Raw genomic sequence first — 23,171 nt, 5'->3', positions numbered from 1 at the left:
TCCCTTAGCTAACTGTTTCTATTTTTGTAAAATCTAATTTGTTGTCTTTTGGCGAGCCTTCGATGTTTTTCACGGTTTTATATTTGCTGTAGCCAATAAACACGGCGCAGCCGAAAAATAACGCGATAACTAACGCACCAACCCATTGGATCTGTAAAAAGTCGAACTTAAACAGCAGAGTCAGTAATGAAAGCGCAACCACATTTAAGGCAATATAATTAAGTTTGCCTAAACGCTTCACCGTTAAGTTTAGATTATCTGTGTATAAACGGATCAAAGAATCGAGTGAGTTAATCACAAACACCACACCAACAAATACCATCGCTATGTTTTTAAGGCCCGCAGTGGCAATACCCGCTTCGTGGTACTGGTATAAAACACTAAACCAAATAGCGATAGGAATAGACGGAAAAATTAACATTGCAGCGAGTACTTGATAGGTTTTTAAACCACCTACAAAACGTGACGTAAATTGACCAATCATAATACTCCACGCAAACCACCAAAATAGATAAAAAGCATGGTAATCATTTAGGGGTAATACAAACTCATCGATGTTGCCAAAATAGCCACCTATTAACGCTAAGTTATCAACAAATGCTGATGTTTGCGCTTCAGAGCCAACAAAGGCACCGACCCACATAAACGCAATTAATGCGATAAACAACCATGTTGTAGAAATACTTAAAAAGCGCACATATTTAATATCAGTGCTCGAGTACACAGCAAAACAGATTGCTGCAAACACCAGTAAGTAGAAAGTCGGAATAATTGACTCACCATCACCTAATGAAGGTAAATACCACGGTAGGTTCGACAGTAGTAAAAATGCAGTAAATGCGCATGTACCAATAATAACGATGTTATTAATTAGTTTTACCCAAGCGATCTCAAAAAACTTCACTTTGGGTTCTATTACACAGAAATAAAAGCACGTAAGGAAATAAAATCCCCAGATCAAGAAGCCCCAAAAACCAAACTCAATGGCTAATGGATTGGCAAACGCATACTCTGGGCTTGCTTTTATGTCTGCATAACCTGCAAACTCTGTCAGTGGAAACATAATCAAGCCAACGTCTAGGCCTGATGTAAATAAAATTGCTATGAACGTAAATGTTCTCACCGGTGTGACACCTACACACCTTACAGTACCCCATTTAAATAAAATAACCGCAATTGCTAATAGGGTAAAAATGATGCCAGCACTAAGCCATAAGGTCATAGTTACCCCCCCAAAATAAGTAATAATACTTCATTGTTTCTCCCATTTTTTCCCTCGCATTAACGCATCACAAACAACTTATGATGCGCGCCACTGCAAGCCCCACAGCCGACACTGCGGGTGGCCTTATTAAATCTCCGAACTACGCTGCGTTGATTGCCATTGTTTTTCCATAGCAACATCTGCGCTTGATGCCGTTAATAAAGGCTTACCTAAAATTAGATCTGCCGCTTTTTCTGCCACCATAATGGTAGGCGCATTTAAATTTCCGTTTGGAACGGTTGGGAAGATAGACGAATCCACGACCCTTAAACCTTCAATGCCGTGTACTTGAGTTTGCGAGTTAACGACTGCCATCTCGTCTTCACCCATCTTGCACGAACACGAAGGATGATAAGCACTTTCGACCGCTTGACGAACAAATGCATCGATTTCTTCGTCGCTTTGCACATTTTTACCCGGTTGAATTTCATCATCGCGATACGCGTCAAAAGCGTTTTGTTCAATGATTTCACGGGTTAATCGAACACAAGCTCTAAAGCCTTCAATATCATCTTTGTGTTGTAAGTAATTAAATTGAATTTTGGGTGCAATGCTAGGATCAGCCGACTTAATGGTTACTTCACCACGGCTTTTTGGTTTGTTATGACCAACATGTACTTGGAAGCCATGCCCATCAAAGGCACTTTTACCATCGTAGCGAATCGCTGCTGGTAAAAAGTGATATTGAATATCCGGCCATTCAACACCCGGTTTTGAGCGAATAAACGCACACGATTCAAAGTGGTTCGTCGCCCCTAAACCTGAGCGGTTTAATAACCAACGCGCCCCAATTAAGCCTTTCGAAATAAGCCCTAACTTGCCATTTAAAGTAATTGGCTGCTTACACTTATATTGAAAGTAAAACTCCAAATGATCTTGTAAGTTTTTGCCCACACCTGGTAAGTGGTGTTTAACCTCTACACCCGCTTTAGCGAGTGCCTCTTTATCGCCAATACCAGACAACTGAAGAATATGCGGCGAGCCAATTGGACCGGCACTTAAAATAACGTCTTTTGTGGCAAACGCTTGCTGTCTAGTACCCGATAAAGAAAATTCAACACCCGTTGCTTTTTTACCTTCAAGCAATACTTTTTCAGCTAATGCGCCGGTTACCACGGTTAAGTTTTTACGTGACTTAACGGGGTCTAAATACTCGCGACTTGCCGAACTGCGCACACCATTTTTCACAGTCATGTGCATTGGCCCAAAACCTTCTTGCTGTGCACCGTTATAATCATCGGTGTGAGCATACCCTGCTTGTTGGCCCGCTTTGATAAACGCTTTGTATAAAGGGTTCGCCATTTCATTACCGTTATTAACCCCTAATGGGCCGTTATCACCACGGTAACTATCTCCCCCTAAATAAAACGATTCAGCGCGTTTAAAGTAAGGCAAACAGGCTTGGTAATCCCAACCTTCAGCGCCATGCTGCTGCCACTCATCAAAATCTTTTGCATGGCCTCGGACATACACCATGCCGTTAATAGATGACGAACCACCTAAAACTTTCCCGCGAGGACAGTGCATTTGGCGGTTATCTAAATAAGGCTCTGGCTCAGTGTGAAACTGCCATGCATATTTATCAGTATTCATTGGAATTGACAGCGCTGTAGGCATCTTAATAAAGATGCTTTTATCGCTACCACCCGTTTCAAGTAATAACACCTTGTTTGAAGGGTCTGCTGATAGTCGGTTAGCCAACACGGAGCCTGCTGAGCCTGCACCGACTATGATGTAATCATAGTTCTGTGTACTCATTAAAATGGACTCTCTATATTGCTCATACCCACGTAAATCGATTTTGTTTGGGTGTAGTGTTCAAGTGTTTCAATGCCGTTTTCGCGACCAATGCCCGATTGCTTATAACCGCCTACAGGCATTTCTGCTGGTGAGTTACCATAGCTATTAATCCAACAAATACCCGCTTGTAATTGGTGAATAACACGGTGGGCACGTTGAATATCTTTCGTAAACACGCCCGCAGCTAAACCGAGGTGAGTATCGTTCGCACGGCGAATCACATCGTCTTCGTCATCAAAGACTAATACGCTCATTACCGGACCAAAGATTTCTTCTTTAACAATGGTCATGTCGTCTTTACAATCAACGAAAATGGTCGGTTCTACAAAATAGCCGTTCGGTGCTGAGGCAGGTGATAAAGCCTTACCACCGGTTAATAACGTCGCCCCTTCTGAAATACCTTTATCGATATAGCTAAGCACCAACTCTTGGTGTTTTTTAGAGATCAGCGCCCCTAAATTCACCTCAGGATCCATTGGGTCGCCAGCAATAATATTTTGCTCAGTGCGTGTTTTCAGCTCATCAATAAACTGCTGATACACATTTTTGTGCACATAAATTCGTGTACAGTTAGTACAAACTTCGCCTTGAGTATAAAAGTTACCTAGCATTGCGGCACTTACCGCTTGTGAAACATCGGCATCATCAAACACTAACAGCGGTGACTTACCGCCAAGCTCCATGGTCACGTCTTTTAGTGAACCCGCAGCACTTGCCATCACTTTTTTACCTGTGCCTACTTCACCCGTAAACGACACTTTTTCGATGTCTGGGTTTGCTGTTAGCCATTGACCTACTTCACCAGCCCCTTGTACAACATTGAATACACCTGCTGGTACACCTGCTTCGATAAATATTTCAGCAAGTTTAATGGCACCCAGTGGGGTTTCTTCTGATGGTTTAAAAATCACCGCATTACCTGCAGCGAGTGCGGGGCCTGATTTCCAACACGCAATTTGCAGTGGGTAGTTCCATGCGCCAATGCCCGCACAAATACCTAAAGGTTCTTTACGCGTGTAATAAAAGTCATTACCGACCATTTGCTGCTGACCTACTTGAGCAGGCGCAAGACCAGCAAAATACTCAATCACGTCTGCGCCAGTTTCTACATCAACACACTCAGCTTCTTGCCATGGTTTACCCGTATCAAGCACTTCAACTTTTGCTAGTTCATCATTACGTTCACGCAAAATAGACACCGCTTTTAATAAAATGCGACTACGCTCAATCGGGGTCATTGCAGACCAAGCAGCAAAGCCTTGCTTCGCACTTTCAATAGCGGCGTTTTGAATAAACTCATCGGCCACTTCAACGTGATAAATCACCTCGTCTGTCGCTGGGTTCTTTACCGCAAAGGTATCGCCACTTTGATTCTTCAAAAAGTGGCCATTTATAAAATTTTCGTAAACAGGTGTGGTCATTTTAGGCTCCATACTGTTTTATTAGTGAACGAATGTAGTCTTTTACTAATTGCTCACAATGTTCAAATTGATCTTGGTCTGACTTACTTAATACGGCTCTTAACCATAAACCATCGATCATGGCTGCACTTAACTCAGCAGCTAAATTAGCATCGCTATCGCTCATTAACTGTTTGAATGAGCTCAATAAATTACTAAACAAACGTTTACTATTAACGTTTTGTAAGCGATGCAATTGAGCGTCGTGCATTGAATGCGCCCAAAAGCTCAACCAGGTTTTGGTGTTATTGCTTTGCTGCTGAGTACGCGAAAAGTTTGCTTCAACGATAAACATCAGTCGTTGCTCAGGGCTGGTTTGTTGCGTTACTCGATTCAATAAAGCACTCTTTAAGCTCGACAATAAATAACGCACAGTGGCTTCAATCAAGCCCTGCTTACCACCAAAATAATGACTGATAATGCCCGACGATAAGCCGGCCTTTTTACTAATGCTATTTATGGTGGTGCCTTGCAAACCAAGCTCTGCAACCGACTCAATTGTGGCGTCAATTAACTGCTGACGGCGAACAGGTTCCATTCCAACTTTCGGCATAATTTTTTATTGATTGAACGTTCAATTAAAATAAATGGTAAGGTAATCAATTTGCCAATTCAAGGTTGACAAATTGTAAACACCCGAAAACCGATCCACTAAAGTTTAGCTAAGCCTCTGTTATTCAGTTTATTATTCGAGATATAAAAAAGTTTTAAATTTATGCAAAATAAAGTCTAAAAAGTATGAATTTAGGCAAATAAGTAGGAAACGGAGGTTATTTTTTGCGGGCTGTTTTTATTAAAAAAGCGCTTATTCAAGCGCTCACGATACGTTAAAAGTACAGCTAAGATCATTCATGGTATTTTCGAATAACGGCTACCTTGCCATTTTCTATTTCGAGTACATCCATGATGGTTTGCGTGTACTCAATGGCTTGCTGATTTTGCGGGTGGATACCTTTTGCGTGATGGGTGTAACGCAACGCAATGGCTGAGTCATTAAAAATGAAGGTATCTAGTAAGTTGGCTTGATATTCAGTGTGTGCACCAAGGTAAAAAGTCATCCCTTTGCGCATCATCGCTTTACCATCTGGCTCTCTTGAATCATCAGTTTGATAAGGTAAATGTTGGTTTGCTACATCGTCTGTTAATAAAGCTAAAAAGGCCTCTAATTCTTTTTTAGTGGCGTTAGGCGCTTGCGTTGCGACCATGGTATTAAAGTATTGCTGTGCCAGCGCTGCGAGCTCCGGGTTAGCTTGCTTTGCTTGGCTGCTAAATGCGCTAAGCAGGCAAATAGCTAAAAAATAAAGATGCTTCATTGTTATTCCTTGTTCGTTATTCTATTAATCTTAAACCTAAAATAACGACAAAGACTGTAATTAGCAATTACTTAGTTAAAGACACTGCGGCTGAGTATTAAAATAACCACATTATATTTAAAGCATTTAAAACAGTAAGCTCGTCAACCAATAGCTCAGCACCACAAAACTAATGTTGGCGAGCGCCCTTACCCACCAGGGGGCAAAGCTAAACTGTAATTGACTAAATTGAGTAATAAGCACCACCACAGCCATGACACTAAACCAGGGAGTAAAAAAGAACACCGGTTTTAACTTTACTATACTCACCGCTAAATCATGTAAAGCGCCGCTAACGGCAAAGGTTACCAGTACAGCACACCAAACTGGCAGCACCTCATTACTGGGTTTCATCACGTAGCGCGATAAGTAGTAGCTCCAAATGGGATTCCAATAACGCCAAAATAAATAAAACGAACTTGCACCTAACGAACGACTCAGCATATTACGCATCGAGTCTTTATGCCCCAGCGGCACACCGGTGCGTTTTTTAACGTATTGAGCTAGGGTTATAGGCGTAGACACTGGCATTCTCTTTTGCTATTGACCTTATCAGACTACTAAAGAGACAGTAAAAACGAAACCTATACAATGCAGGAAATTGTAACGGGTTATGACCATGGCAAACTTAATTAGATGGGTCACTATAAAGCCCCGCTACTCGCTTGGCTTGCTATTTACTTCACATTTTACTTTTTACTTTATTTGTTGCTTGGCTCGTAGCTGGGTTGTCTGGCCAAAAGTGTTTTGGGTAACGCCCTTTCATCTCTTTTTGTACGTCGCGGTAACTGGTTTGCCAAAAATTCGCTAAATCTTGAGTAAGCTGCAGAGGCCGTTTTGCAGGTGATAAAAGCTCCATTAATAACGGTAACTTACCTTGTGCAAGCAAAGGTGTGCTGGTCATGCCATACACTTCTTGCATACGCACACTCAGCTTTGCAGGGCCATCGAGCTGGTAGGTAATTCTTACATTAGAGCCACTTGGCACAGTTAAACGCAATGGCAGTAACTCATTTAATGCACTTTGTTGCTGCCAATCAAAACAATTTTTTAGTGCTTCGCCGTAATTAAACTTTTTTAACTGCTCAAGATTTTTAATATCACTCAGGTAAGGCGCTAACCATTGGCTATGTGCACGTAGTTCGTCTCGATTAATGGTCGGAAATGACTCTGGCAACAGCGTGCTTGCCAAACTCATACGAGTGAGTAACTGTTCATTGTCAGTTTGCTCATTAAATAACTGAAAACCATGCTTGCTAAATAAGTTTAACCACGCTTGAGTGCGCTGAGCTTTATCAAGCGGCTGTTTACTTGGCTGACTTGATACTGTGATAGCCCCTAGTTTTACTTCATCTTGATGGATGAAACGTCCTGTTTTTTCGTCGTATTCACATCGCGTCTGCGATGTGAATAAATGGCCGAGTTCATCTTCAAGTTCACTGGGCACAAACGCCACGCCAGCAAATACGCGACTCCCTTTATGGCCGCCCATGCTGGCAATGGCAATGTAGTCATCGTTATGCCAAAACTCTTCACTTAAATCAGCACCTGCGCCATTAGCAAGTAAGTAACCATTACCGCGTTTTTTCGCCAATCGGTCAGGAAATGCAAACGCCACCAGCAAGGCAAGGTATTGCGTTTTAAGCTCAAAGGCTGCTTTCAATTGCAAACGTGATAACCAATAATTTAATTGCTGTTTAAACACGGGATGCGGCTTTGTATGCTGGCTATGCAGCGCCAAATTAAGATCGGCAGGCATCGTTATGCGGCTTTCGAGTAAGGCGATTAAATACGCCGCTAGCTCATATATGCCTGGCATCGTTACTTGTAATTTTTGTGCTTTAATCAGCATATGTGACAACCGAATATCGGCACCAAAGCTGAGCATTTGACTGCCAAGCGGTGTCAGCTTGTCATTTTCATCTATGGCTTCCAGCATTTTCAACAGCGCTGTTGCTTGCTTAATTTGTTGCGTGCTTGGTACATCAAGCAGGCTTAGCTCTTCAAGTGAAGCGCCCCATTGCTTTGCCTCAAGTAATAACTGGCTAATATCACTGGTGAGAATTTCAGGTGCGTCGTGATTATTGCGACGCTCAAAGGTTTGCTTACTCCCTAAGCGATACACCACGCCCGGTTCAATACGCCCTGCGCGACCGGCTCGCTGCACCGCCGATGAGCGCGAAATATTTTGCGTTATAAGCTCTGTAACACCGGTTTTTAAATTAAAGCTGGCTGCACGGCGCTTACCACTGTCAATTACAATACGTATACCTTCGATGGTTAAACTGGTTTCAGCTACATTGGTGGTCAACACAACTTTACGCTTCCCTTTCGTTGTAGGGGCGATTGCAGCTTGTTGTTCTGCTTTGTTTTGTTCACCAAATAAAGTAAACACCTCGCACTGATCTGCAAGGTCGCTTAGTGCTTGCTGCACCCGTAATATTTCGCGCTGTCCGGGTAAAAAAACTAATGCGCTGCCAGCTTGCTCATTGAGCGCTTGTTTAATAATTGCGAGTATATCATCGAGCCATCGGCTTTCGTCTTTGAGTGGAATATACACTTCATCAATCGGGTAACTTCGCCCTTCAGAGGATATTATTGGGCAGTCAAAAAACTCACTGTACCGCTCACCGTCTAAGGTGGCCGACATCAGTAATATTGTTAAGTCGTCTCTCAATGCCGCTTGCGTTTCAAGGGCAAAGGCAAGCGCGGTATCTGCAGCAATTGAACGCTCATGAAACTCATCAAAAATAAGTAAATCAACGCCACTTAGCTCAGGATCGTTTTGCAGCATACGGGTCAGCATACCTTCGGTGACAATCTCAAGCCGAGTGGCGGGGCTCACTTTTGACTCCCCTCGAATACGCAAACCGACACTTTCACCGACTTTTTCGTTTTGTTGGCTCGCCAAATACTGGGCAATATTACGTGCAGCCAGACGTCTTGGCTCTAACATGACAATGTGTTTAAAGTGCCCTTCACGCATTAATGTGAGTGGCAGCCATGTTGATTTACCTGCGCCCGGTGGTGCTTGTAATAAGGCCATAGGGTTATTTTTTATTGTTGTTAGCAGGGATTGATAAATATCTTCAACTGGCAGCACGTCTGGCATCTCTTACTTTCTTTTTGCCCATTGTATCAAAAAACAATGAACAGCCTCTCATTGAATGAAAGAATTACAAGGTTTTCCTTAAAACCCAGTACATATTGCAGGCATGTAACACTCTATGTCTAATCATAATAATAAAAACGATGTAATTCAGTTGGTTATATATAAACCATGAATGGCATAACGATTGCTCTTATTAAAGTGAATGTTTAACAAAGTAAGGAGATTATGATGAACAGCGATCGTTTAGAAGGCAATTGGAAAGAGTTAAAAGGTAAAGCACAACGTAAATGGGGTGAACTTACCGATGGCGATTTAGATAAAATTGAAGGTAGCCGTAAAGAGCTTGTTGGTAAAATCCAACAAAAATACGGCAAATCGAAAGAAGAAGCTGAGAGCGAAGTTAGTGACTTTGAAAATAGTCACTAATGTTGCACATAAAAAGACCCCCAGTAATTGGAGTGTCCAACTATTGGGGGTCACTTCATTTTGGCGGTTTTTTATTACCTAAGCAGGTGAATGTGTTTTACTATCTAGCTCAGCAACGGTTTGGTTTTTACCGTGTGATTTAGCAAGGTATAAACACTTATCTGCCACACTTAAACAGTGATCAATGCTCTCGTTAGAAGCCCGCTGATGAAGCCCTATGCTCAGCGTCACTTTAAAATTATGAACCCCTTGTTGAAATGCATGTTGCGCCAATTGCTGGTGAATGTTTTCAGCTAATTGTCTTGCTCTACGCTCATGTCCTTGCGGGGTCACAATAAGGAACTCTTCTCCGCCCCAGCGAGCAACAATGTCTTCTTCGCCACTCACACTTTTGAGGATTGAAGCAATGAAAGTGAGCACATCATCACCAATTTGATGACCATAGGTGTCATTCACTTGTTTAAAGTTATCTACATCAATCAGCAAAAAGACAGCCCCTTCGTTAAAACGCGCATCTTGCAAGCATTCCGTAGCATAACGGCGATTAAACAAATCGGTCATGGCATCAATACGGGCTAATTTTTGATTTATTTTTAGTTGCTCAATAAGCTCTCGACTGTACTTATTACGGTAATACTCGTAGAAACCACCAAGAATACAAAGAATCGAAAAACACAGCATGACACGGGTCGTAAAATAATGATTCGGATAGCTGTAATACCCAAGCTTATCGGTGAAGTAAAACAGCACTGAAATCACAATAGCCAGTATGATTAAGTCAAATGCGCCGCGTTTTAAACCTCGTATAAAAAAGGTAACAGGCGATACAATAAATAACCACAAAGGCCCAGTTCCATTATTACCACCAGACACTATCAAAAAGCACATCATCGAGTACAAGGCATAAAGCATTAACACAGCAATAGTTCGGTCGCGATTTTTAAGGACAAAGGGCGATACAAAAACAAAGCCGCCAATAACCAGTAAAAAACTGAGCGTTATGTAGCCATCTTGGTAGCTTGTAACCGACATTACAAAAGAAGTAATGGCACCAATAAATGCAAATACGCGTAAAAATAGGGCTTTATCTTTGTCACTTGCGCTGCTTGAATCAATCACACCTTTACCCTAATTTCCTTGCTTTACACTAATAACTTTAACACAAATATTTAAATTTGAAGGATATTGGCCTCATTTCACATGCTAAATGCTGATTAAAAGGAAGAAAGTATGATTTTAAAGCGCGTTTTAACGGAGGTAGAAATGCAATTTACCTTAAATAAAAACAAAAAAGCACCGTAAGTTAAGTACTTACGGTGCTTTTGAATAGCACGTTATTGCTTTTTACTCTGGCTCATAGCCTAAATTAGGCGATAACCAGCGCTCTGCTTCTTCAAGCGTCATGTTGGTGCGCTTAGCGTAGTCTTCAACCTGATCTTTTTGAATCTGCGCCACGGCATAGTATTTAGAATCCGGGTGAGAAAAATACCAACCAGACACCGCCGCTCCCGGCCACATTGCGTAAGAGCTCGTCAACTTCATACCTATGCGATTTTCAGTATCGAGTAGCTGCCAGATTTTCTTTTTCTCTGTGTGCTCAGGGCACGCAGGGTAACCCGGTGCAGGACGAATACCTTGGTAATTTTCGCGAATAAGCTCATCATTCGATAAGTTTTCATCGCTTGCATAGCCCCAATACTCTTTACGTACCTGCTCATGCAAATACTCCGCAAAAGCCTCTGCTAAACGGTCTGCAACGGCTTTAACCATAATTTTGTTATAGTCATCTTGTTTCGCATCGAAGGCATCAGCAAGGTCGTCTTCTTCAAGCCCTCCGGTTACGGCAAAGGCACCAAAGTAGTCGGGGGTTCCTTTAGGTGCGATGTAATCCGCTAAACAATAATTCGCAAAATCGGTTTTTTCTGTTTGCTGACGCAGATGGCACGAGGTTGTTAACACGTCTGTACGCGTTTCATCGGTGTAAATTTCAATGTCATCACCCACTCGGTTTGCCGGGAATAAACCTATCACGCCCAGTGGTTGTAGCGCACCTGACTGTTCTAAATCGTCGAGCATCGCATTGGCATCAGCAAATAAGCTTTGCGCTTGCTCACCCACAATTTCATCGTTAAGAATACGCGGATACTTCCCTGCGATTGACCATGTCATGAAATACGGTGTCCAATCGATGTACTGTCTTAACGTGGCAATCGACACATTTTTAAACTCTGTCACTCCGAGCTTTTTAGGCACGGGTGGGGTGTAGTTATCCCAGTCAAGTTGTGCGGCATTATCGCGAGCACGTTGAATGGTGACAGGCTTCGAGCGTGGTTTTTTACGCGATTGCTGTTCACGTACTTTTTCGTACTCCGCTTTGGTTTTTTCTAAAAACGCAGGTTTTAACTCTTTAGACAATAGGTTAGAGACCACACCAACAGCACGACTGGCATTATTTACATACACCACACCTTTATCGTACTGTGGCTCAATTTTCACTGCGGTATGGGCTTTCGAGGTAGTTGCACCCCCAATTAATAAGGGTAAGTCGAAACCACGACGAGTCATTTCTTTAGCAACATGCACCATTTCATCTAATGAGGGCGTAATAAGGCCTGATAAACCGATAATATCGGCTTTTTCGTCAATCGCGGTTTGTAGAATTTTTTCCGCAGGCACCATCACACCTAAATCGATCACGTCGTAGTTATTACATTGCAGCACTACGCCAACAATGTTTTTACCAATATCATGTACATCCCCTTTAACGGTCGCCATAACCACTTTACCGTTCGTGGCACCTTCTTCTTTTTCTGCTTCGATAAAGGGGTCTAGGTAAGCCACTGCGCGTTTCATTACGCGCGCCGATTTAACCACCTGCGGTAAGAACATTTTACCTGCACCAAATAAATCACCCACTACATTCATGCCATCCATCAGCGGGCCTTCAATCACATGAATAGGCTTATCAGCTGCAGCTCGGCACTCTTCAGTGTCTTCGTCGATATACTCAGTAATACCTTTTACAAGCGCATGTTCTAGGCGCTTTTCAACGGGCCATGTACGCCACTCTAAATCTTCAACTCGCTCAGCTTGCGCCATCCCTGAGTATTTTGGAGCCAGCTCTACAAGGCGCTCACCCGCACCGGGGTCGGTATTCAGTATAACGTCTTCAACGGCTTTTCTAAGCTCAGCCGGAATATCGTCATACACAGCCAACTGGCCTGCATTCACAATCCCCATATCCATGCCCGCTTTAATGGCATGGTATAAAAATACTGAGTGGATCGCTTCACGTACGGGGTTGTTACCACGAAACGAGAACGACACGTTTGACACCCCGCCCGACACTTTACAGTACGGTAGGTTTTGCTTTATTCGGCGCGTGCCTTCAATAAATTCAACAGCATAGTTGTCGTGCTCTTCAATCCCGGTTGCTACTGCAAATATATTCGGATCGAAGATAATGTCTTCCGGTGGAAAACCAATCTCGTCCACTAGAATACGGTAACTCCGCTCACAAATTTCAAATTTACGATCCGCGGTTTCTGCTTGTCCGTCGGTGTCAAACGCCATGACGACTGCGGCAGCACCAAAACGTTTAATTAACTTTGCCTGACGAATAAAGGGCTCTTCACCTTCTTTCAGTGAAATTGAGTTTACAATCGCCTTGCCTTGAATGCATTTTAAGCCGGCTTCAATGACTTCCCATTTTGATGAGTCGATCATGATCGGTACTTTAGAAATATCTGGCTCAGAGGCAATCAAGTTCAGAAACTTCACCATCGCGGCTTTTGAATCCAACATGGCTTCATCCATGTTGATATCAATGATCTGTGCACCATTTTCGACTTGTTCACGGGCAACATTAAGGGCGGTTTCGTAATCTTCTTCCATGATCAATCGCTTGAACATGGCTGAACCGGTCACATTGGTACGTTCGCCGACGTTAGTAAATACTGCTATTTGTTGTGTCATTTCGGCTACCTTAGTTTAAGTTACACGCTTCAAGGCCCGATAAGCGCATACGCACTTCAAGCTCAGGCAATGGACGAGGCTTAACTCCTGCAAGGCCTTTGGCAAAGGCTTTAATGTGTGCAGGGGTTGTACCACAGCAACCACCCACAATATTAATAAAGCCTGACTTGCCCCAATCGATTATTTCTTCTGCCATTTCAGGTGCTTCTAAATCGTACTCACCAAACTCATTGGGTAAACCTGCATTAGGGTGAACCGAGGTAAAAGTTTCACAAACGCGTGATAACTCTTCGACATATTGGCGTAATAAATCCGGACCCAGTGCGCAGTTAAGACCAATAGATAACGGCTTAATATGACGAATCGAATTATAAAAAGCTTCGGTCGTTTGCCCCGATAAAGTTCGCCCTGAGGCATCAGTAATGGTGCCTGAGATCATGACAGGCAACGTGCGTCCTGCTTGCTCAAAGGCTTCTTCTACTGCGAACGAGGCCGCTTTTGCATTTAAGGTATCGAATATGGTCTCGATTAAGATTAAATCAACTCCCCCTTCCATCAGTGCCAAGGTTGATTCAACGTATGCTGTCACCAACTTATCAAAGCTAATGTTACGATAACCGGGGTCATTGACATCAGGCGAAATAGAACAAGTTTTTGACGTTGGCCCTAATACCCCCGCCACATAACGAGGTTTACTTGGATCTTTTGCTTCAAATTCATCGCAGACACTGCGAGCAAGCTTGGCTGATTCTAGGTTGATCTCACGGCTTAAATTCGCCATCTCGTAATCTTCCATCGAAATAGTGGTGGCATTAAACGTATTGGTTTCGATAATGTCGGCACCTGCATTAAGGTATGCGCGGTGAATATCAGCAATAATCTTTGGCTGAGTAAGGCTTAATAAATCATTATTGCCTTTAATAAGGACATGCCAGTCTTTAAAACGCTCACTGCGATAGTCTTGTTCTTCTAATTTATGTTCTTGGATCATGGTGCCCATCGCGCCATCGAGGATCAAAATTCGCTGCTTGAGCGCCTCGGTTAATTGTTCGCGTTTATTCACTGCATTACTCGGCATAGTTGTTAGTCCTTACGTCTTGGCTAACTAGGTTAATATCATACGGTGTTGTTTGGTACACGTAGTAGTTTAACCAATTCGAAAACAATAAAAAGGCGTGACTTTGCCATGTTTTCGACGGTTCGTTATCTGGGTTATCGTCAGGGAAATAGTTTTCTGGTTTTGGCGCATCGTCTGACTTTTCGCAGTCGCGTAAATATTCCCCTTTTAATGTATGCGCATCATACTCAGGATGGCCCGTTATATATACTTGGCTGCCTGATTTATTCTTAATTAAATACGCCCCAACACGCTCAGACCCTGCTAATACTACTAAATCATCACAGCTGTTAATTTTTTCAATATCAATGTGGCCATAGCGCGAGTGCGGAACTAAAAAGGTATCATCAAAACCGCGCGTTAACGCGGCATGCTCAAAATAACTTTTGTGCGTAAACACGCCACTGAGCTTATTAGGCATTAACTCTCGTTTTAAACCATAGTGATGATAAAGCCCTGCGTGAGCCGCCCAACATGAAAATAATGTTGACGTAACGTGGTGCTCAGCCCAGTCTAAAATCACTTTTAGCTCATCCCAGTAAGCAACGTCGTCATACTCTAAATGTGCAAGCGGCGCGCCTGTGATGATCATGGCATCGTAGTTATTGTCTTTTACTTCAGAAAAGTAACGATAAAACGTATCGAGGTGTTGCTCTGAGGTACTGCTACTTCGGTGGGTGTCTAAACGCAGCAGCTCAACATTCACTTGCAACGGTGAATTAGCCAACAACCGAATAAACTGCACTTCGGTTTCCACTTTATTCGGCATTAAGTTTAAGATGGCCAAACGCATTGGACGAATTTCTTGCGTTTTCGCACGACTTTTAGGCATTACAAATACGTTCTCTTGACGTAATTTTACAATTGCGGGCAATTCATCTTTGACTGTAATGGGCATAGTGGGCTCCGAGCATACTTATTAGACTGCTAATTATGAACGGATAGTTAGAAATTTCAACCTCTAGATGTTTAGATGTCCAAATGATTTTTTTATTTGTGCTAAAGCAATCTCTTAGGAAGCCAGTTTCGTTGATGCGCAGGCCCTTAAATTGCCAAAAGCAGTGCCTCTACGAATGACGGTTGTGTTTAATCACGATGAAAGAGCAAGCATCTCAAAAAGTGGCTTGTTACTGTGTTTAAGCCAACACCGCTGTAAAAATGACTTTTAAGCCTTTGTGCAATGCTTATAAGGCGCTTACTCTGCATTTATGCTCCTTAAATGCATGCGCTATTTTTGCAAAGCAGTGCCATGATATTAAGCCCCTGATAAACGCTGAATTCTGTATTTTGAGGTGGTTTGGGTATACAATAGTGGCTGTTAATTTTTCTTATAAATTGAAGGCTCTTTTCATGGTGTTACCAGATAAGTTTATATTCTCGATGAGTCGAGTTTCTAAAGTTGTGCCGCCTAAGCGCACTATCTTAAAAGATATCTCTTTACACTTTTTCCCGGGCGCAAAAATTGGTGTGCTTGGTCTAAATGGCGCAGGTAAATCGACGTTACTTCGCATTATGGCAGGTGTTGACCAAGACTTTGAAGGTGAAGCTCGTCCACAACCTGGCACAAAAATAGGTTACTTACCGCAAGAGCCTGTTTTAGACGAAAACAAAACAGTACGCGAAACCGTTGAAGAAGCCGTAAGCGAAGTTAAAAATGCGCTAAACCGTCTTGATGAAGTATACAACGAGTATGCTATGGAAGATGCTGACTTTGATGCACTTGCAAAAGAGCAAGGCGAGCTTGAAGCAATTATCCAAGCACACGACGGTCACAATATCGATAACGTATTAGAGCGCGCAGCAGATGCTCTTCGTTTACCACCGTGGGATGCTAAAATTGAACACCTTTCGGGTGGTGAGCGTCGCCGTGTTGCCATCTGTCGTTTACTGCTTGAAAAACCAGACATGCTGATTCTTGACGAACCAACCAACCACTTAGACGCAGAGTCTGTGGCATGGTTAGAGCGTTTCTTACACGACTACGAAGGTACTGTGGTCGCTGTAACCCACGACCGTTACTTCTTAGATAACGTTGCTGGGTGGATTTTAGAACTTGACCGTGGTGAAGGTATTCCGTGGGAAGGTAACTACTCATCATGGCTTGAGCAAAAAGATTTACGTTTACAACAAGAACAAAAATCTGAAAAAGCTCGTCAAAAATCAATTGCACAAGAACTTGAATGGGTTCGTTCAAACCCGAAAGGCCGTCAAGCTAAGTCTAAAGCGCGTATGGCACAGTTCTCTGAGCTACAACAGAACGATTACCAAAAACGTAACGAAACGAATGAGCTATTCATTCCACCGGGTCCACGCTTAGGCGACCAAGTTATTGAAGTAAAAGGTCTTAAGAAGAGCTTTGGCGATCGTGTTTTAATCGACGACTTAAACTTTGCTATGCCAAAAGGTGCAATCGTAGGTATTATCGGTGCCAATGGTGCGGGTAAATCAACCTTATTCAAAATGTTAAGCGGTGAAGAAAAGCCAGACAGTGGTGAAATCCTTGTGGGTGAAACTGTTGAGCTTGCTACCGTTGATCAGTTCCGTGGCGACATGGATGAAAGCAACACCGTTTTCCAAGAGATCTCTAACGGTCAAGACGTATTAAAAATTGGTAACTTTGAATTCCAAAGCCGCGCCTATGTTGGTCGCTTTAACTTCAAAGGTAACGACCAACAAAAATTCGTTAAAGACTTATCAGGCGGTGAGCGCAACCGTTTACACCTTGCAAAACTATTAAAAGCGGGTGGTAACGTATTACTACTGGATGAGCCGACTAACGATCTTGATGTTGAAACACTTCGTGCACTTGAGAACGCAATTCTAGAGTTCCCAGGCTGTGTAATGTGTATCTCGCATGACCGTTGGTTCCTTGACCGTATCGCTACACATATTCTTGATTACCGTGACGAAGGCCAAATTAACTTCTTCGATGGTAACTACACAGAATACGAAGAGTGGTTGAAGAAAACCTTAGGCGCAGAAGCCGCACAGCCTAAGCGTATTAAATATAAAAAGATTGGTTAATATACCGTCTTATTCAAAAGCCCCTTCTTGGGGCTTTTTTGTGGCCGATAAGGTTTACCAGCAATCGTTTCACTCACACCTTGCATATTGAACTATACTGATTTTAGCGAATTAAGTTTATGAAACGACAATGACTTGGGGATCACACCATGAATGAGCGTAGACAGTTTTCTCGGGTATTATTTTCTTGCCCTGCAACGCTTTGTATTGATGAGTATAAGTATCAATGTCAACTGCTTGATTTATCCTTGCATGGTGCGCTTATAACCAAAAGCGATTCATTTTTAGTTCCTATCCACAGTAAAGCCGTTTTATCGTTTACCCTACCCGACTCAACTGTAGAGATTAAAATGCAAGTCGAGTTGTGCCATGTAGAACAGCAGCATGCTGGACTTATTTGCGAACATATTGATATCGACAGTATCAGTCATTTGAAGCGCCTGATTGAGCTGAACTTAGGCGATGAAGGCCTATTACATCGTGAGTTAGCACACTTAATTCACATGCCAGAGTAAACAACGGCGAATAAATTCGCTATGCTGTAGCAAATCCCGTTATTAAATGAGTTATGTACTTAAACCCCCACTTACCCTTGGTGTATCACCCTAATTATTCCTTTAGCTTCGATCCTAACCATCGCTTTGTAATGAGTAAATTTGCTTATTTATATGACCATGTTCAAAGCCTTGGCCTGATCAGTGATAATTTAGTACAGCCGATATTAGGCAGCCCCGCACCACTAGAGCTGGTGCATTGCGATGACTACATTAATGACCTGTGGCATAACCGCTTGGATGAAAAAGCCATGCGCCGAATTGGTTTACCTTGGTCTGAACAATTGATGGCACGAACATTCACAGCCCCACTTGGCACCTTACAAACCGCTCGCCTCGCTTTAAAACATGGGCTTGCCTGCCACTTAGCTGGCGGCACTCATCATGCCCATTATGATTTTGGTTCGGGTTATTGCATGGTAAACGATTTAGCGTTCACCAGTGAAACACTGATAAAGAGTGGCGAAGTGACCAATGTGCTGATTTTTGACTTAGATGTTCACCAAGGCGATGGCACTGCAGCCATGCTCACCCATCAACCCTATGCGTATACGTGCTCGATTCATTGTGAGAAAAACTTTCCATTTCGCAAATCAGCCAGTGATCTCGATATTGGCTTAAACCCGGGTGTTAGCGATAAAGAGTACGTTGGCATCGTTGATGATACGCTAAGTTACTTACTAAAAACCCTTAATCCAGATTTAGTACTTTACGATGCAGGTGTTGATGTATGGCAGCAAGATGGCTTAGGAAAACTTGATATAAGCTGGCAAGGCATTGAACAACGCGACCATTTAGTACTTAAACGCTGCCTTGAACATAATGTGCCTGTCGCAACGGTCATTGGTGGTGGCTATGATAAAGATCATCGTCGTCTTGCCGCTCGTCATGGCATTGTGGTTGAGCAAGCTGCACAGTTTTAGTGATACCACTTGTAATTACTCGGAATGATAGTGAGGGATTAGTTAAAAAATTGGTCTAACTCGTTTTTTAACTAACGAAACGAAAAAAGGCCCGGTGGAGAAAAAACCGGGCCTTTGCTACTGTAACATTGGGATATGTTAGCAACTTTTTTCTAAGTTAAAACCAGTAGCTGAGGAGCTACTGAGTGGTAATCTAAAGCCATCGCTATGCTCAAAACCGTAATATTTACTATCGAAAAAGCAAACACTTGGCGCGCCCAACCGCTTACATCAATATTGCGACGATAACCTCTGAGCGCCATAAGCAACCACCAAAAACTCGTTGTACAAGCTACAGCCATGAAAGCTAAACCTGTATAACCACTAATGGTTAATAACATCACAACCAACGCATACACGGCGATATATAAAACAATGTGATGCTTTGCCTTTTCGATCCCTTGCGCTACGGGTAACACGGGAATTCTGGCCGCTTGGTAGTCGTTATAACGAAAGATTGCAATTGCATATGAATGAGGCATTTGCCATAAACTAAACATTACCAATAAAATCACAGCACCGGCATCAAACTGTCCCGTTACCGCACAATAGCCCACCACAGGTGGAACTGCGCCCGATAAACTACCGACAAAGGTGCCATACACAGAACGACGTTTCATATATAAGCTGTATACACCGACGTAAATGACGTAACCAAACGTAGCAAATAAGAGTGCCACCACGTTGGTATAGACGGCTAATAATGTGAAACCAAAAACACCCAGCACGATGCCATGTGCCATAGCGGCCTTTGCTGACATTTCGCCAGTGACTGTGACGCGTTTGCGAGTGCGCGCCATTGCAACATCAATATCACGATCAATCACATTATTGATAGCGCATCCAGATGCCACAACTAAAGATAACCCAAGCAAAGTTGCGACCATTAACCATGGGTCAACATCGCCACGAGAGGCTAGCAAGAATCCCCCCGCAACAGAGATTAAATTGCCCATGATAATGCCAGGTTTAGTGACATTTAAATAACGTCGAAACACTTCCTCGACTCCTCTAATATTCTGCACAAACGCAAAATTACGAAAGAAACTAGCTAATAACAGACTGTAAGAACTGGAGACACAATCTCAAACTAACCAGCTCCTTTCGTAAATCTTTATATCAATTACATAAAAGTAATTGTTATTTAATACATCATCATGGCGTTCGATTCGTAGATGATCCACACCGACAAACCAACCACCATCACGATAATTATGGCGCTGAAGATAAATGACAATGAGCTGGCTTTGCCGTCTTCAGTTTTAAAGCTTAAATGCAAGAAGTACTTTAAATGCACCCAAATTTGCACAACCGCCATCGTCACAATGCACCAGACGGTGGCTGGTTTTGAAAACGACCCACTCATCACAGCCCAAAATGGAATAGCCGTTAAAATCACTGACAACACAAAGCCAATAAAATAGTCTTTCATACTGCCATGTGATTGTGTGTCGTGTGCGTGTACTTCTAAGTTATTAATGACATGCGATTCACTGTGACTCATTACATTGCTCCCATTAAATAAACAACGGTAAACACACAGATCCACACCACATCTAAAAAGTGCCAGAACAAACTTAAACAACTTAAGCGTGTCACTGTTTGCGGGTTTAAACCACGACGAACAACTTCGATCATCATGATTGTCATCCAAATTAACCCCGCTGTTACATGCAGACCATGTAAACCGACTAAAGAGAAAAACGACGTTAAAAAGGCACTGTGTTGCGGGCCATTACCGTGCGCAATTAGGTGATGAAACTCATACACTTCCATACCAATAAACACAGCACCAAAAGCAAAAGTGACAAGTAACCAGGTCAATGTTGCTGCCTTTTTCTGCGAATGTGCAGAAATCATCGCAAAGCCAAATGTAATACTACTTAGTAGGAGTGCCGCGGTTTCAACCGCGACAAAATCAAGTTCAAAAATGTCTTTGCCTGACACGCCGCCGGCTGTGTTCATAAACAGCACGGCATAAGTTGCAAAGAAAGAAGCAAATAATAAGCAGTCGGTCATTAAGTAAAGCCAAAAACCGAATACCGTGTTGCCACCTGTGTCGTGATGCTCACTATCATGTGCTTCAACATGACCTTGAGCATTACTTAAGGTGTTTAAATCTGCAGTGATAGTACTCATGCATTCACCCCTTTAGTCGCGGCGGTATTGTGCGCCGTTTCAAGTTCAACAATTTCATCTGGTTGCACGTAATAATCAACATCAGTTGTGTAACAACGTTTAATAAATATCGCGATAGCACCCAGTAAACCAAAGGCTGCAAGCCACCATATATGCCAAATCATGGCAAAACAGAACGTTGTTAATGCACCGCTCATCAATACACCCGCTGGCGTATTTTTTGGCATGTGAATTGGGCTATAAGATGCTTCTTGTTTGTAAGCTAAGCCTTTTTCTTTCATGTCAGTCCATGCATCAATGTCATCAACATGGGGAATTTTTGCAAAGTTGTAGTACTGCGGAGGTGATGCAGACGCCCATTCAAGCGTATGACCATTCCATGGATCACCTGTTGTATCATCTAATTGCTCGCGGTTTTTAAAACTCACAACAAGTTGTACTACTTGGAACAAGATACCGAACATGATGATCACCGCACCGCCTGCTGCAATGTATAACCACATGTTCCAATCTGGGTTATTTGTGTGGTTTAAACGACGAGTCATACCTAAGAAACCAAGCACGTATAACGGCATGAATGCCACAAAGAAACCAATTAACCAGCACCAGAAAGATCTTCTGCCCCAGCGTTCGTCAAGTTTGAAGCCCATTGCTTTAGGGAACCAAAATGCGAAACCTGCTAAGTAACCGAACACTGCACCACCAATAATGGTGTTATGAAAGTGAGCGATTAAAAATAAGCTGTTGTGTAATACATAGTCAGCACCAGGGATTGCAAGTAATACACCGGTCATACCACCAATGGTGAATGTCACCATGAAACCCAGAGTCCAAAGTACGGGCACTGTGATTCGTAAACGACCACGGTACATAGTGAATAACCAATTAAAGAGTTTTACACCCGTCGGCACTGCAATCACCATGGTCATGACACCAAAGAAGGCATTAACGTTCGCACTTGACCCCATAGTGAAGAAGTGGTGAAGCCATACGATGAAACCTAAAATAGAAATCGCACCACTTGCATAAACCATCGACTTGTAACCAAACAAACGTTTACCAGCAAAAGTAGAGATAACCTCTGAGAAAATACCAAACGCAGGTAAAATGAGAATGTAAACTTCAGGGTGACCCCACGCCCAGAATAAGTTGATGTACATCATCGCATTACCACCTAATTCATTGGTGAAAAAGTGGAAATCGAGATAACGGTCAAGTGTCAGCATTGCAAGCACAGCAGTCAAAATTGGGAACGAGGCTGCAATTAAGATATTTGCCCACGTACATGCCCACGTAAAAATAGGCATTTTCATTAAGGTCATGCCGGGTGCACGCATCTTGAAAACTGTCACTAAGAAGTTAACCGACGTTAGCAAGGTACCTAAGCCGGATATTTGCAAGGCCCAGATATAATAATCGACCCCCACGCCCGGACTAAACGACAACTCGGATAATGGTGGATAGGCAACCCAGCCTGTTTTTGCAAACTCACCGAAAAACAGTGAAATATTTATTAATATCGCACCGCCAGCAGTTAGCCAAAAACTTAAATTATTTAAGAATGGGAAAGCAACATCACGTGCACCAATTTGCAGTGGCAAAATAATGTTCATTAGACCAATCATGAACGGCATCGCCATAAAGATGATCATGATCACCCCATGCGCCGTAAAAATTTGGTCGTAATGTTCAGGTGGTAAGTAACCACTTGCACCGCCCGTAGCCATTGCTAATTGTAATCGCATCATAATGGCATCAGCAAAGCCGCGGAATAACATAATAAGCGCAAGAATGATGTACATAACCCCTAAGCGCTTATGATCAATTGACGTGATCCAGTCGTGCCAAAGCACGCCCCATTTTTTATATTTTGTTACTAAGCCTGCAACTAGCAAGCCTAAGACAGCAACCACCGTCATGGTAACCATGATAATTGGTTCATGAAACGGGATTGCGTCTAATGTTAATTTACCTAACAACGACATG

19 protein-coding genes are annotated in these 23,171 nt (G+C 42.7%); 4 read left to right on the top strand and 15 right to left on the bottom strand.

The features are described 5' to 3' along the window. Nucleotides 1-4 precede the first annotated feature (4 nt). The 7 genes from BWD47_RS18250 to hrpB form a co-directional block, all read right to left on the bottom strand. The gene (locus BWD47_RS18250) at nucleotides 5-1,222 is read right to left on the bottom strand and encodes a choline transporter (RefSeq protein WP_075594441.1); all 1,218 of its coding nucleotides are present in this window, start codon (nucleotides 1,220-1,222) and stop codon (nucleotides 5-7) included. A 129-nt stretch (nucleotides 1,223-1,351) separates the two neighbouring features. Beyond that, nucleotides 1,352-3,022, bottom strand: coding sequence for a choline dehydrogenase (betA, locus tag BWD47_RS18245; RefSeq protein ID WP_075594440.1), 1,671 nt, complete (start codon nucleotides 3,020-3,022; stop codon nucleotides 1,352-1,354). After that, nucleotides 3,022-4,485 (bottom strand): betaine-aldehyde dehydrogenase, encoded by a 1,464-nt coding sequence (gene betB, locus BWD47_RS18240; protein WP_075594439.1) that lies wholly within the window; start codon nucleotides 4,483-4,485, stop codon nucleotides 3,022-3,024. Before betB ends, betA begins: the two co-directional genes overlap by 1 nt. Before the next feature lies 1 nt (nucleotide 4,486). Next, the gene (betI, locus tag BWD47_RS18235; protein ID WP_036966541.1) at nucleotides 4,487-5,077 is read right to left on the bottom strand and encodes a transcriptional regulator BetI; all 591 of its coding nucleotides are present in this window, start codon (nucleotides 5,075-5,077) and stop codon (nucleotides 4,487-4,489) included. 292 nt (nucleotides 5,078-5,369) lie between these two features. Further along, nucleotides 5,370-5,837: a nuclear transport factor 2 family protein gene (locus BWD47_RS18230; protein WP_075594438.1), complete on the bottom strand. Its 468-nt coding sequence runs from the start codon at nucleotides 5,835-5,837 to the stop codon at nucleotides 5,370-5,372. Between the two features lie 126 nt (nucleotides 5,838-5,963). Then, complete coding sequence (locus BWD47_RS18225) at nucleotides 5,964-6,407, bottom strand: acyltransferase (RefSeq protein ID WP_371915647.1); 444 nt, start codon at nucleotides 6,405-6,407, stop codon at nucleotides 5,964-5,966. A gap of 151 nt (nucleotides 6,408-6,558) precedes the next feature. Next, nucleotides 6,559-8,979, bottom strand: a complete 2,421-nt coding sequence (gene hrpB, locus BWD47_RS18220; protein ID WP_075594448.1) for an ATP-dependent helicase HrpB — start codon at nucleotides 8,977-8,979, stop codon at nucleotides 6,559-6,561. Nucleotides 8,980-9,216: 237 nt separating this feature from the next. Between hrpB and BWD47_RS18215 the strand changes: the two genes are divergently transcribed. Further along, on the top strand, nucleotides 9,217-9,414 hold the full coding sequence (locus tag BWD47_RS18215; protein WP_036966535.1) for a CsbD family protein: 198 nt from the start codon (nucleotides 9,217-9,219) through the stop codon (nucleotides 9,412-9,414). Between the two features lie 78 nt (nucleotides 9,415-9,492). On the opposite strand, the gene BWD47_RS18210 is transcribed toward BWD47_RS18215, so the two are convergent. From BWD47_RS18210 to metA, 4 genes are all read right to left on the bottom strand, one after another. Further along, the gene (locus tag BWD47_RS18210; RefSeq protein WP_083633687.1) at nucleotides 9,493-10,533 is read right to left on the bottom strand and encodes a GGDEF domain-containing protein; all 1,041 of its coding nucleotides are present in this window, start codon (nucleotides 10,531-10,533) and stop codon (nucleotides 9,493-9,495) included. 225 nt (nucleotides 10,534-10,758) lie between these two features. Then, nucleotides 10,759-13,389, bottom strand: a complete 2,631-nt coding sequence (gene metH, locus BWD47_RS18205) for a methionine synthase (RefSeq protein ID WP_036966532.1) — start codon at nucleotides 13,387-13,389, stop codon at nucleotides 10,759-10,761. Nucleotides 13,390-13,399: 10 nt separating this feature from the next. Then, nucleotides 13,400-14,467 carry a homocysteine S-methyltransferase family protein gene (locus BWD47_RS18200; RefSeq protein ID WP_075594437.1) on the bottom strand — a complete coding sequence of 356 codons (1,068 nt, stop codon included), beginning with the start codon at nucleotides 14,465-14,467 and terminating at the stop codon, nucleotides 13,400-13,402. Then, entirely contained in the window at nucleotides 14,457-15,404 is a 948-nt protein-coding gene (gene metA / locus BWD47_RS18195) for a homoserine O-succinyltransferase (RefSeq protein WP_036966526.1), read from the bottom strand. The genes BWD47_RS18200 and metA overlap by 11 nt, the downstream gene beginning before the upstream one ends. Nucleotides 15,405-15,856: 452 nt before the next feature. Between metA and ettA the strand changes: the two genes are divergently transcribed. The 3 genes from ettA (at nucleotide 15,857) to BWD47_RS18180 (ending at nucleotide 19,007) form a co-directional block, all read left to right on the top strand. Next, nucleotides 15,857-17,530, top strand: a complete 1,674-nt coding sequence (gene ettA / locus BWD47_RS18190) for an energy-dependent translational throttle protein EttA (RefSeq protein WP_036966523.1) — start codon at nucleotides 15,857-15,859, stop codon at nucleotides 17,528-17,530. Nucleotides 17,531-17,679: 149 nt separating this feature from the next. After that, a complete protein-coding gene (locus BWD47_RS18185) occupies nucleotides 17,680-18,045 on the top strand; it encodes a PilZ domain-containing protein (protein ID WP_075594436.1) in 366 nt (121 codons plus the stop codon). Between the two features lie 53 nt (nucleotides 18,046-18,098). After that, complete coding sequence (locus tag BWD47_RS18180) at nucleotides 18,099-19,007, top strand: histone deacetylase (protein ID WP_075594435.1); 909 nt, start codon at nucleotides 18,099-18,101, stop codon at nucleotides 19,005-19,007. Between the two features lie 152 nt (nucleotides 19,008-19,159). On the opposite strand, the gene cyoE is transcribed toward BWD47_RS18180, so the two are convergent. The 4 genes from cyoE to cyoB form a co-directional block, all read right to left on the bottom strand. After that, the gene (gene cyoE, locus BWD47_RS18175; RefSeq protein ID WP_036966514.1) at nucleotides 19,160-20,044 is read right to left on the bottom strand and encodes a heme o synthase; all 885 of its coding nucleotides are present in this window, start codon (nucleotides 20,042-20,044) and stop codon (nucleotides 19,160-19,162) included. Nucleotides 20,045-20,190: 146 nt separating this feature from the next. Then, entirely contained in the window at nucleotides 20,191-20,550 is a 360-nt protein-coding gene (cyoD, locus tag BWD47_RS18170; protein ID WP_065978652.1) for a cytochrome o ubiquinol oxidase subunit IV, read from the bottom strand. After that, the gene (cyoC, locus tag BWD47_RS18165) at nucleotides 20,550-21,185 is read right to left on the bottom strand and encodes a cytochrome o ubiquinol oxidase subunit III (protein WP_036966507.1); all 636 of its coding nucleotides are present in this window, start codon (nucleotides 21,183-21,185) and stop codon (nucleotides 20,550-20,552) included. Before cyoC ends, cyoD begins: the two co-directional genes overlap by 1 nt. Continuing rightward, nucleotides 21,182-23,170 (bottom strand): cytochrome o ubiquinol oxidase subunit I, encoded by a 1,989-nt coding sequence (gene cyoB, locus BWD47_RS18160; protein WP_036966505.1) that lies wholly within the window; start codon nucleotides 23,168-23,170, stop codon nucleotides 21,182-21,184. Before cyoB ends, cyoC begins: the two co-directional genes overlap by 4 nt. Nucleotide 23,171: the final 1 nt, after the last annotated feature.

It is taken from the genome of Pseudoalteromonas sp. PAB 2.2 (assembly GCF_001938575.1).
GTDB classification, from domain to species: Bacteria; Pseudomonadota; Gammaproteobacteria; order Enterobacterales; family Alteromonadaceae; genus Pseudoalteromonas; species Pseudoalteromonas lipolytica.
The sequence above is the reverse complement of the archived record's forward strand: the minus strand, read 5'-3'. Positions and strand labels throughout refer to the sequence as shown.

Excerpts from the sequence above, each read along its gene's own strand:
- BWD47_RS18250 (WP_075594441.1), bottom strand. The coding sequence starts at position 1,222 with ATGACCTTATGGCTTAGTGCTGGCATCATTTTTACCCTATTAGCAATT.
- betA (WP_075594440.1), bottom strand. The coding sequence starts at position 3,022 with ATGAGTACACAGAACTATGATTACATCATAGTCGGTGCAGGCTCAGCA.
- betB (WP_075594439.1), bottom strand. The coding sequence starts at position 4,485 with ATGACCACACCTGTTTACGAAAATTTTATAAATGGCCACTTTTTGAAG.
- betI (WP_036966541.1), bottom strand. The coding sequence starts at position 5,077 with ATGCCGAAAGTTGGAATGGAACCTGTTCGCCGTCAGCAGTTAATTGAC.
- BWD47_RS18230 (WP_075594438.1), bottom strand. The coding sequence starts at position 5,837 with ATGAAGCATCTTTATTTTTTAGCTATTTGCCTGCTTAGCGCATTTAGC.
- BWD47_RS18225 (WP_371915647.1), bottom strand. The coding sequence starts at position 6,407 with ATGCCAGTGTCTACGCCTATAACCCTAGCTCAATACGTTAAAAAACGC.
- BWD47_RS18215 (WP_036966535.1), top strand. The coding sequence starts at position 9,217 with ATGAACAGCGATCGTTTAGAAGGCAATTGGAAAGAGTTAAAAGGTAAA.
- metH (WP_036966532.1), bottom strand. The coding sequence starts at position 13,389 with ATGACACAACAAATAGCAGTATTTACTAACGTCGGCGAACGTACCAAT.
- BWD47_RS18200 (WP_075594437.1), bottom strand. The coding sequence starts at position 14,467 with ATGCCGAGTAATGCAGTGAATAAACGCGAACAATTAACCGAGGCGCTC.
- metA (WP_036966526.1), bottom strand. The coding sequence starts at position 15,404 with ATGCCCATTACAGTCAAAGATGAATTGCCCGCAATTGTAAAATTACGT.
- ettA (WP_036966523.1), top strand. The coding sequence starts at position 15,857 with ATGGTGTTACCAGATAAGTTTATATTCTCGATGAGTCGAGTTTCTAAA.
- BWD47_RS18185 (WP_075594436.1), top strand. The coding sequence starts at position 17,680 with ATGAATGAGCGTAGACAGTTTTCTCGGGTATTATTTTCTTGCCCTGCA.
- BWD47_RS18180 (WP_075594435.1), top strand. The coding sequence starts at position 18,099 with ATGTACTTAAACCCCCACTTACCCTTGGTGTATCACCCTAATTATTCC.
- cyoD (WP_065978652.1), bottom strand. The coding sequence starts at position 20,550 with ATGAGTCACAGTGAATCGCATGTCATTAATAACTTAGAAGTACACGCA.
- cyoC (WP_036966507.1), bottom strand. The coding sequence starts at position 21,185 with ATGAGTACTATCACTGCAGATTTAAACACCTTAAGTAATGCTCAAGGT.
- cyoB (WP_036966505.1), bottom strand. The coding sequence starts at position 23,170 with ATGTCGTTGTTAGGTAAATTAACATTAGACGCAATCCCGTTTCATGAA.